The sequence below is a fragment of the Microbacterium sp. KNMS genome (genome assembly GCF_053851835.1).
On the sequence record NZ_JBSQBP010000211.1, the window covers coordinates 1 to 234 of the forward strand.

At 74.8% G+C, this 234-nt stretch carries 1 protein-coding gene; it reads left to right on the forward strand.

What is annotated here, in order from left to right; all coding sequences use genetic code 11:
* Nucleotides 1-234 (forward strand): hypothetical protein (locus ACWXWW_RS18370; protein WP_455971488.1); only part of this gene is annotated, 234 nt, incomplete at both ends.

Genomic DNA, 234 nt, shown 5'->3' on the forward strand with positions numbered 1-234 from the left:
GCCCGGGACGGGCTGGAGCACCTGCGCAGCGACGGGCTGGCCGCGGAGGACCTGGTCCTCGTGGGGGAGTCGCTCGGCTCGTCGGTCGCCGCACACCTCGCCGCGGACGGCCTGCTCACCGACGACGAGGGGAGTGGCCGCCTCGTCCTCGTCTCGCCCTTCACCTCGATGACGGCCATGGTCCAGCAGGTGGTGCGGGTCTTCCCGCGGCGGCTCGTGCCGGACCGCTGGGAG